The following is a 7,677-nucleotide window of genomic DNA, read 5'->3' on the forward strand; positions in this document are numbered from 1 at the left end:
TGCGCAAGTTCCTCAAGCAGGTCGGCGTGACCTCGCAGCAGGCCATCGAAGAGGCGTTACGTGACGCAGGCCCCGACAGAACGGCTGGCAAGAGTTTCAAGGCGACGATGGTTTTGAAAATCGACGGGCTTGACGTGGATCACCGTGTTGAGGGTGTGATCAGCGACCGTGCCGATTAGTTCGGCACGGCTCTGTGAACAAACAGTGGCTGGCCTTCGTAGGTAAAACGCCCGATCACTTCTTTGCCGCGTGGCCCTTCCAGCCACTCCTCTAGCTGTGCCACGGCCTCTGCTTTGACAGGCGGGTGCCGCGCGGGATTCACAGGCAACAGCGAATAGGGGTTGAACAGAATTGGATCGCCGCAAGACAAGACAGAAGCCGGATTCTCGTAAGGACTACTCCACAATCTGGCCGCCAAGAAAGGCCTTGGCTTCGGCGGTTTGGGGGGTTGCGAAAAATGGAACTGCGGCGCCTTGTTCGTGCACGACACCATTGAGCATGAACAATACATCATCCGCAAGACGCTGTGCTTGGCCGATGTCATGGGTCGCCATCACAATCCGTGTGCCTTGCGCGCGGACCTCGTTGAGGATGGTTTCGATGTCACGCGTCGCGCGACCATCAAGATTGGCACAAGGTTCGTCCAAAAACAGGATTTGCGGCTGCCGGATCAATGCGCGTGCAAGCGCAAGCTTTTGCTTCTCGCCTCCGGAAAGCACCATTGCGGGGCGGTCCAAAACATGCCCAAGGCCCACACGTTTGGCGTAGTCTTGCGCGCCCCTGCGCGCATCGGCACGAGAGACACCCATCACCGTCAGGGCATAAGCGATGCAGTCGGTCACGCTGCGCCGCATCATCGTAGGTGTTTGGAACACGTAGGCTTGGTGCATCCGTGCATCCGTGTCCGGCGTCGCCCAATGAACTGTACCCGTTGCCGGGCGTTCCAGCCCATGCATCAACCGCAAGAGCGATGTTTTGCCCGAACCGTTTGGTCCCATCACGATTGTCAGGCCGTTCTCGCCAAGATCAAGATCAACGGGCCCGATCAGCTGCACGCCACGCCGCTTCACGCAAGCCTTGGTGATCCGCAAAGGAAATATCGTCGCTACCACAGGTTTGACCTTTCGGTGCGAGACAGGGAATGGATGGCGAGGTTCAAAATGATTGCGAGCGTGATGAGGACAAAACCAAGCCCAAGAGCGAGCGAAAAATTACCCTTACCGGTCTCGAGCGCGATCGCGGTTGTCAGCACGCGGGTCACATTGTCGATATTGCCGCCGACAATCATGATTGCGCCGACTTCGCCAATCGCGCGCCCAAATCCTGCAAGACATGCAGTCAAAAGCGCGCGCCGTCCGTCCCAGAGAAGCGTTGCTACCCGCTGACGTTTTGTTGTGTTCAACGAGATCAGCAAATCGTGGTACTCGGACCAGAGATCGCGGAGCGCCTGATGGGCCACAGAAGCGATCAAGGGCGTCACAATGATGACTTGTGCGATAATCATGGCGGTCGGCGTAAAAAGCAGACCCAGCACGCCCAAAGGGCCAGAGCGACTTAACAACACGTAGACAATCAGGCCAACGACAACTGGCGGCAGTCCCATCAACGCATTCAGAACAGCAATGACATAGCGGCGCGCCCAAAACCGTGTCACAGCAAGCCAAGCACCCAAGGGCAACGCAATGGCGGACGCGATTACGACAGCGGTCACCGTCACCTGAAGCGATCTCAACGTGATGTTGACCAGTTCGGGGTCTAACGTTGCAACGCGGTAAAGGGCTTCGGTAAGTCCTTGAGAAAGATCATTCATCAACGGGGTCTTCTAGGTGGAAGGCGATGCAGGTGTTGTGACATCAATACATGTCACAGTCCATGTTCGGTAAGTCGTATCTGACGCCCTTCTCGAATCTCAAGTCTTGTTGCGATGCGTCCACTCTCGCTGAGACGTGATCGCGACCGGGTGGATGGTTCCGGGACGGTTTCTCTGCGCAAAAGGAGATGGACCGGAGTGTGCGGTTCAGGAGGTTACCGATAGCCCGACATTTGTGTTCAACAGAAACTGCGAGAAAATCGGACCGCAAGCGGCACCAACGGCACGCGCGTTGCCGCCAATGCTCCCGGCTTCGATTTGTGGCGGGATCAGGCCGCGCGTGTCCTGATTGACGATGTAGCGTCTGACCCGTTCCACAAGATCCGTGCGCACATCGGCCGGAAAGGCCCCGTCGATCAGGACAGCTTCAAAATCAATGACCGAGCAGGTGGACAGACTGGCCTTGGCCAACTCCTGTGCCGTTTGCCCAAGCCAGGGATCAACATAGCGCGCGATGCTGGACCAGTCCTGCGGTGTTTGCCAGATGATTGCCGGATCAAGATCGACCTCGGTCAGTCGCCCTTCAAGCAGGTGGATCGAGGCCAGATCGACAAGTTGCTTGCTTTCCCCCAAAGGGCTGACCGTGCGCAAAGAGCCAAGCGCACCGGCATTGCCTTGCCGCCCTTGAAAAACGGAATGGTTCAAGACGATCCCGCCTCCGACAAAAGCCCCCACAAAGAAATAGGCATAGTCCCGAAACTCTTTGCCGCGGCCAAAGACGTGTTCCGCCTGACAGGCAGCGGTCGCATCATTGACCAAAGACACAGGCAAATTGGAAACGCGATTGACTTCGAAAGGGATGTTGATCTCTTTCCACGAGGCAAAGCGATCGGCGTCACTGCCCATCAGATCATGCCAGTTCCACATCTCGAAAGGGGCCGCCACGCCGATCCCGCAGACGCGGAGCCTTTCGGCATGGCTCAGCAGCGCCGTGATTTCGGCAAGACTCTCTGCCAGAAAGGCGAAGACTTCGACGGGGACCGGATAGGCGTAAGCCAGCTTGCGCTGGTGGCGGACTTTTCCGTCAAAATCCATCAGCAAGATTTCGGCTGATCGCCTCCCGATCTTGAGCCCGTACGAGAACACGCCATCAGGCGACAGCATCATGGGGATAGAGGGTTTGCCGACCTTGCCGCGCATGGGTTCACCGCGCATCAAGAGACCATCAAGTTCCAGACTTTTCAGGATTGCCGAAACCGTCGGCGCAGACAGGCCAGAGAACTTTGCAAGGTCGCTGCCGGGGATCGGGCCGTGGCGCTGCATAAGCGACAGCAGCAACCGTTCATTGTGATTGCGCACACCTTTCTGGCTCAGCCCCGTGCTGATTGATCTGACAACGGCAGGTTCCATACCGGCGTTCATAAACGGCTCCTCCTGCACAGTGAATACATCAATCTAATTAATAAAGAAAGTTAACTAATTAATTGACAGAATCGCCTGGATGGGTTTTGTTGCGGGAACTTGCCCGGTCTCGCTGGGCAGAGATATGCGGGGTAGGAGCCTCGCAGAACAAAGATATTCTGGGAGGAATACATGAAAAAGCTTCTTATCGGGACAGCGCTTGCTGCCATCACAACCGCGGGTTCTGCTTTTGCTGACGCCCACGGCACATCTGCCTGTCTGATCACAAAGACCGACACCAACCCGTTCTTCGTCAAGATGCGTGAAGGCGCTGAAGCCGCAGCAGAGGCCGCCGGCATCACACTGCGTTCTTATGCGGGCCGTGTTGATGGCGACCACGAAACCCAAGTGGCAGCGATCGAGACATGCATCGCGGACGGTGCATCCGGTATCCTTCTGACAGCATCTGACACATCCTCGATCGTTGGCGCTGTGACACAAGCCCGCGAAGCAGGCCTTCTGGTGATCGCGCTCGACACACCACTGGATCCGATTGATGCAGCCGATGCGACCTTTGCCACCGACAACTTCCTTGCTGGCGAATTGATTGGCCAGTGGGCCGCAGCCACATTGGGTGCAGAAGCGGCAAACGCAAAGATCGCGATGCTTGACCTCGCCGTCAGCCAGCCAACAGTTGGCGTTCTGCGCGACCAGGGCTTCTTGCAGGGCTTCGGCATTGATCTGGGTGATCCCAACAGATGGGGCGACGAGACTGACCCACGGATCGTCGGCAACGACGTGACCGCAGGCAACGAAGAAGGCGGCCGCAAGGCGATGGAGAACCTGCTTGCTGTCGATCCCGGCATCAACGTGGTTTACACCATCAACGAGCCTGCTGCCGCAGGAGCCTATGAGGCGCTCAAGTCGATCGGTCGTGAAAATGACGTTCTGATCGTCTCCGTCGACGGCGGTTGCCCCGGTGTGCAGAACGTCGCAGACGGCGTGATCGGTGCGACATCCCAGCAGTATCCGCTCTTGATGGCGTCAAAGGGTATCGAGGCGATTGCACAGTATGCGGCTGACGGCACTCTGCCGCAGAATACGCCCGGCAAGAACTTCTTTGACACCGGCGTTGCTCTGGTCACCGATCAACCAGCCGAAGGCGTCGAAAGCATCTCTGTCGCCGAAGGCATGGAGCTTTGCTGGGGTTGATCCCAAACTAGGTCAACGAACAGACTGACAAAAACGAAAGAGGGCGGCGGCGCTGCCCTCTTGCTGTCGAATGGGGCCACAATCCCACATTGTCGAACAGGGGGGACAGATGACGCGCGAAAATGACAACTATGAAACCGTTGTGCAAAATACCGGGACAGAGACGGTCGCACAGTTTGGGAATACCAAAAAGGGGTTCATGGCGCAGTTGCAGCATTTGCTTCACGTCAATCCAGCACTCGTGCCGCTCTTTGTTCTTGTTGCCTCTATCGCCGTCTTCGGGCTCTTGCTGGGTTCAAAGTTCTTCTCGCCCTTCGCGCTGACGCTGATCCTGCAACAGGTGCAGATCGTGGGCATCGTGGCTGCCGCACAAAGCTTGGTGATCCTGACCGCAGGCATCGACCTTTCGGTCGGTGCGATTATGGTCCTGTCGTCCGTTGTCATGGGCCAGTTTACGTTCCGCTATGGGATGCCGGTCGAACTGGCGATCATGTGCGGTTTGCTGACAGGGATGATCTGCGGATACATCAATGGCTGGCTGGTCGCGGTGATGAAACTGCCGCCCTTTATTGTCACATTGGGGATGTGGCAAATCGTGCTGGCTACGAATTTCCTCTATTCTGCAAACGAAACGATCCGCGCTCAAGATATCGAGGCAAACGCGCCCTTGTTGCAGGTCTTTGCCACGAAATTCGAAGTGGGCGGGGCCGTGCTGACTGTTGGTGTCATCTTTATGGTGTTGCTGATTTTGGTCCTGTCCTATGCGCTGAAACAAACCGCTTGGGGCAGGCATGTCTATGCGGTGGGCGACGATCCAGAGGCAGCGCAGTTGTCGGGTGTGAATGTGCGCAGAACACTGATTTCCGTTTATGTGCTGTCGGGTCTGATTTGCGCCTTTGCAGGCTGGGCCCTGATCGGCCGGATCGGATCGGTGTCGCCGACATCGGGGCAGCTTGCGAATATCGAGTCCATCACAGCGGTTGTGATCGGCGGCATCTCTTTGTTTGGCGGGCGCGGTTCGATCCTCGGAGCCTTGTTCGGCGCATTGATCGTGGGTGTGTTTACGCTTGGCCTGCGACTGGCCGGTGCGGACGCGCAATGGACTTTCCTTCTTATCGGCGCGTTGATCATTGGCGCTGTCGCGGTTGACCAATGGATCAGAAAGGTCTCGGCATAATGGAACCTATTCTCAAGGCACGCGGGCTGGTAAAGCGTTATGGCAAGGTGACGGCCCTCGATCACTGCGACTTCGACCTTTACCCCGGTGAAATTCTGGCCGTGATCGGTGACAACGGCGCCGGCAAATCGACCCTGATCAAAGCAATCTCTGGCGCCGTCGTGCCAGATGAAGGCCGCATCGAAATGGAAGGGCGCGAAATTCGTTTCGCCTCGCCCACGGCCGCCCGCAACGAAGGGATCGAGACCGTCTACCAGACGCTTGCCATGTCTCCGGCACTGTCGATTGCTGACAATATGTTCATGGGACGCGAGTTGCGCAAACCCGGTTTCATGGGCAAATGGCTGCGCCAGTTGGACCGCCCGCGCATGGAAAAGATGGCGCGTGACAAACTGTCTGAGCTGGGCCTGATGACGATCCAGAATATCAATCAGGCGGTGGAGACACTGTCAGGCGGGCAGCGCCAAGGCGTCGCTGTTGCGCGTGCCGCGGCATTCGGGTCCAAAGTGATCATTCTGGACGAACCGACCGCAGCGCTTGGCGTAAAGGAATCCCGGCGCGTTCTGGAACTGATCCTTGATGTGCGTTCGCGCGGTATCCCGATCATTCTGATCAGCCACAACATGCCGCATGTGTTCGAGGTCGCAGACCGCATTCACGTGCATCGCCTTGGCAAAAGGCTGTGTGTGATTGACCCCAAGGACTACACCATGTCCGATGCGGTCGCTTTCATGACAGGGGCCAAGGAAGCACCTGCCGTCTAGGCATTTGAACGGTCCTAAAAGCCTAAGTCGAGGGCTAATTGACCACCGCGCTCAATCCAAAGGTCTCAATGTTCTACCTCGCAGCATTTCCACAGTTCATTCACGCCGGATAATCAAACCAACCAGATGAGCCAAACTCTCTCTTAGGTGAGGCCGCACTTGGTCCCAAAAACCCTGACGACGGACATGCCGTAGGCTTTTGTCCAGCCTAAGCGGTTGATCTGGTGTGGGGCAGGGCGGGACGGCGATAACCACCGTTTTTGTGCCGCGTAGCATAATGGCGTCATTCTCCATTAGCCCGAAGAAATGCAGCTTATCGCAGGTCGTACAACTGCTGAGGAAGGGGTCTTCTCTGAGCCGAAAATGATTCAAGAATTGGCGAAAAATTGCGCGTGCGAACTGGGTGGGTCGCGTATTGTATGATAAGTTGTCGCACCAACTTGAAGTTGTTTTCTCATACTAAATCTAAAATTCCTTATTCATAATTAAATCATTTTAAACAGTAACTTAAATTGTTGTTACCACTCTTGAAAGTTGAGTGCAGACTTTGCATTTTACCATCAATTGAAACAAATTCATTTAAGAGAGAAGTGATGCACAAGGTTGCAGATTGGTCGTCACTACATTCAATAACATCGACGGAAGTGCAGGATGTTTTGCAGGCTTTTTCTGCCAATGCGTTGATCTCTTCACCAACACATTGGCCACTTGCTGACCAGCCGGTCGATGCAGAAATTAACCAAAGAGACTTTCTCAACGGCAAAGTGGTGCCCGCTTTCAGCGCAGCGCTTGGACGCGTTGTAGATTTAGAAAACATCAGTGTTTTGAGGCTGTGTGAAGGTCGTGAGGAGCGGCCGCACGCTGTCTTCTTAGAAAGGGACAAACGCGCAAGGATTTATCTGGATTGGAACGGTACTCCAGATGACGCTATCTGCCTTGCGCACGAGATGTCGTGGCCGGGGCAGCGAGAGTGGGCGCGACGGTTACTGTCGTGGGTGGCGCCGCAGGTACAGTCGATTACCTGAATTAAGACACAATTCTAGCAGGGGCGTATTTGCCCCAGCATTTACAAAATGATGGAGCGGAAAATAAAGACACTTGAAGCAATTGGCGTCGCTATGGCGGCCTTGGGACTGATGTTTTGGGCGATACCCCCTGGACAGGTGGCCCGAAGGCCTCCGCGATTGCCGCCACGGCGACCACAGTCGGAACTATGGTCGTGGAATCTTTGGACTAATATCAAGCCGGTCGGCGCTTCCCAGCGCCGACCACTTCCAAAAAGAGGTCTGAAATGAACGAGATTAGTGTTGGAG

General features: G+C 55.9%; 9 protein-coding genes. 5 read left to right on the forward strand and 4 right to left on the reverse strand.

Going from position 1 to position 7,677, the window contains the following annotated elements:
• Nucleotides 1-179: DUF6494 family protein (locus NWQ23_RS00285; protein WP_306164201.1), on the forward strand; the 179-nt coding region annotated here is incomplete at its 5' end.
• Here NWQ23_RS00285 and NWQ23_RS00290 read toward each other — a convergent pair.
• The 4 genes from NWQ23_RS00290 to NWQ23_RS00305 form a co-directional block, all read right to left on the reverse strand.
• Nucleotides 176-370: a hypothetical protein gene (locus NWQ23_RS00290; protein WP_306164192.1), complete on the reverse strand. Its 195-nt coding sequence runs from the start codon at nt 368-370 to the stop codon at nt 176-178. The genes NWQ23_RS00285 and NWQ23_RS00290 overlap by 4 nt on opposite strands.
• A 25-nt stretch (nt 371-395) precedes the next feature.
• Nucleotides 396-1,112, reverse strand: a complete 717-nt coding sequence (locus tag NWQ23_RS00295) for an energy-coupling factor ABC transporter ATP-binding protein (RefSeq protein WP_306164193.1) — start codon at nt 1,110-1,112, stop codon at nt 396-398.
• Nucleotides 1,106-1,810: an ABC transporter permease gene (locus NWQ23_RS00300; RefSeq protein ID WP_306164194.1), complete on the reverse strand. Its 705-nt coding sequence runs from the start codon at nt 1,808-1,810 to the stop codon at nt 1,106-1,108. The genes NWQ23_RS00295 and NWQ23_RS00300 overlap by 7 nt, the downstream gene beginning before the upstream one ends.
• Before the next feature lie 207 nt (nt 1,811-2,017).
• The gene (locus NWQ23_RS00305; RefSeq protein ID WP_372340093.1) at nt 2,018-3,220 is read right to left on the reverse strand and encodes an ROK family protein; all 1,203 of its coding nucleotides are present in this window, start codon (nt 3,218-3,220) and stop codon (nt 2,018-2,020) included.
• 183 nt (nt 3,221-3,403) lie between these two features.
• Here NWQ23_RS00305 and NWQ23_RS00310 point away from each other — a divergent pair, with 183 nt between their 5' ends.
• The 4 genes from NWQ23_RS00310 (at nt 3,404) to NWQ23_RS00325 (ending at nt 7,389) form a co-directional block, all read left to right on the forward strand.
• Nucleotides 3,404-4,423, forward strand: a complete 1,020-nt coding sequence (locus tag NWQ23_RS00310) for a sugar ABC transporter substrate-binding protein (protein ID WP_306164196.1) — start codon at nt 3,404-3,406, stop codon at nt 4,421-4,423.
• 109 nt (nt 4,424-4,532) lie between these two features.
• Entirely contained in the window at nt 4,533-5,600 is a 1,068-nt protein-coding gene (locus tag NWQ23_RS00315; protein ID WP_306164197.1) for an ABC transporter permease, read from the forward strand.
• Nucleotides 5,600-6,364, forward strand: coding sequence for an ATP-binding cassette domain-containing protein (locus NWQ23_RS00320; protein WP_306164198.1), 765 nt, complete (start codon nt 5,600-5,602; stop codon nt 6,362-6,364). The genes NWQ23_RS00315 and NWQ23_RS00320 overlap by 1 nt, the downstream gene beginning before the upstream one ends.
• A 593-nt stretch (nt 6,365-6,957) precedes the next feature.
• Nucleotides 6,958-7,389, forward strand: coding sequence for a hypothetical protein (locus tag NWQ23_RS00325; RefSeq protein ID WP_306164200.1), 432 nt, complete (start codon nt 6,958-6,960; stop codon nt 7,387-7,389).
• Nucleotides 7,390-7,677: the final 288 nt, after the last annotated feature.

The sequence above is a fragment of the Yoonia sp. genome (assembly GCF_030731595.1).
Classification (GTDB): domain Bacteria; phylum Pseudomonadota; class Alphaproteobacteria; order Rhodobacterales; family Rhodobacteraceae; genus Yoonia.

What these genes read in the sequence shown, in the direction of transcription:
- NWQ23_RS00300 (WP_306164194.1), bottom strand. Translation starts at nt 1,810, where the DNA reads ATGAATGATCTTTCTCAAGGACTTACCGAAGCCCTTTACCGCGTTGCA.
- NWQ23_RS00305 (WP_372340093.1), bottom strand. Translation starts at nt 3,220, where the DNA reads ATGGAACCTGCCGTTGTCAGATCAATCAGCACGGGGCTGAGCCAGAAA.
- NWQ23_RS00310 (WP_306164196.1), top strand. Translation starts at nt 3,404, where the DNA reads ATGAAAAAGCTTCTTATCGGGACAGCGCTTGCTGCCATCACAACCGCG.
- NWQ23_RS00315 (WP_306164197.1), top strand. Translation starts at nt 4,533, where the DNA reads ATGACGCGCGAAAATGACAACTATGAAACCGTTGTGCAAAATACCGGG.
- NWQ23_RS00320 (WP_306164198.1), top strand. Translation starts at nt 5,600, where the DNA reads ATGGAACCTATTCTCAAGGCACGCGGGCTGGTAAAGCGTTATGGCAAG.
- NWQ23_RS00325 (WP_306164200.1), top strand. Translation starts at nt 6,958, where the DNA reads ATGCACAAGGTTGCAGATTGGTCGTCACTACATTCAATAACATCGACG.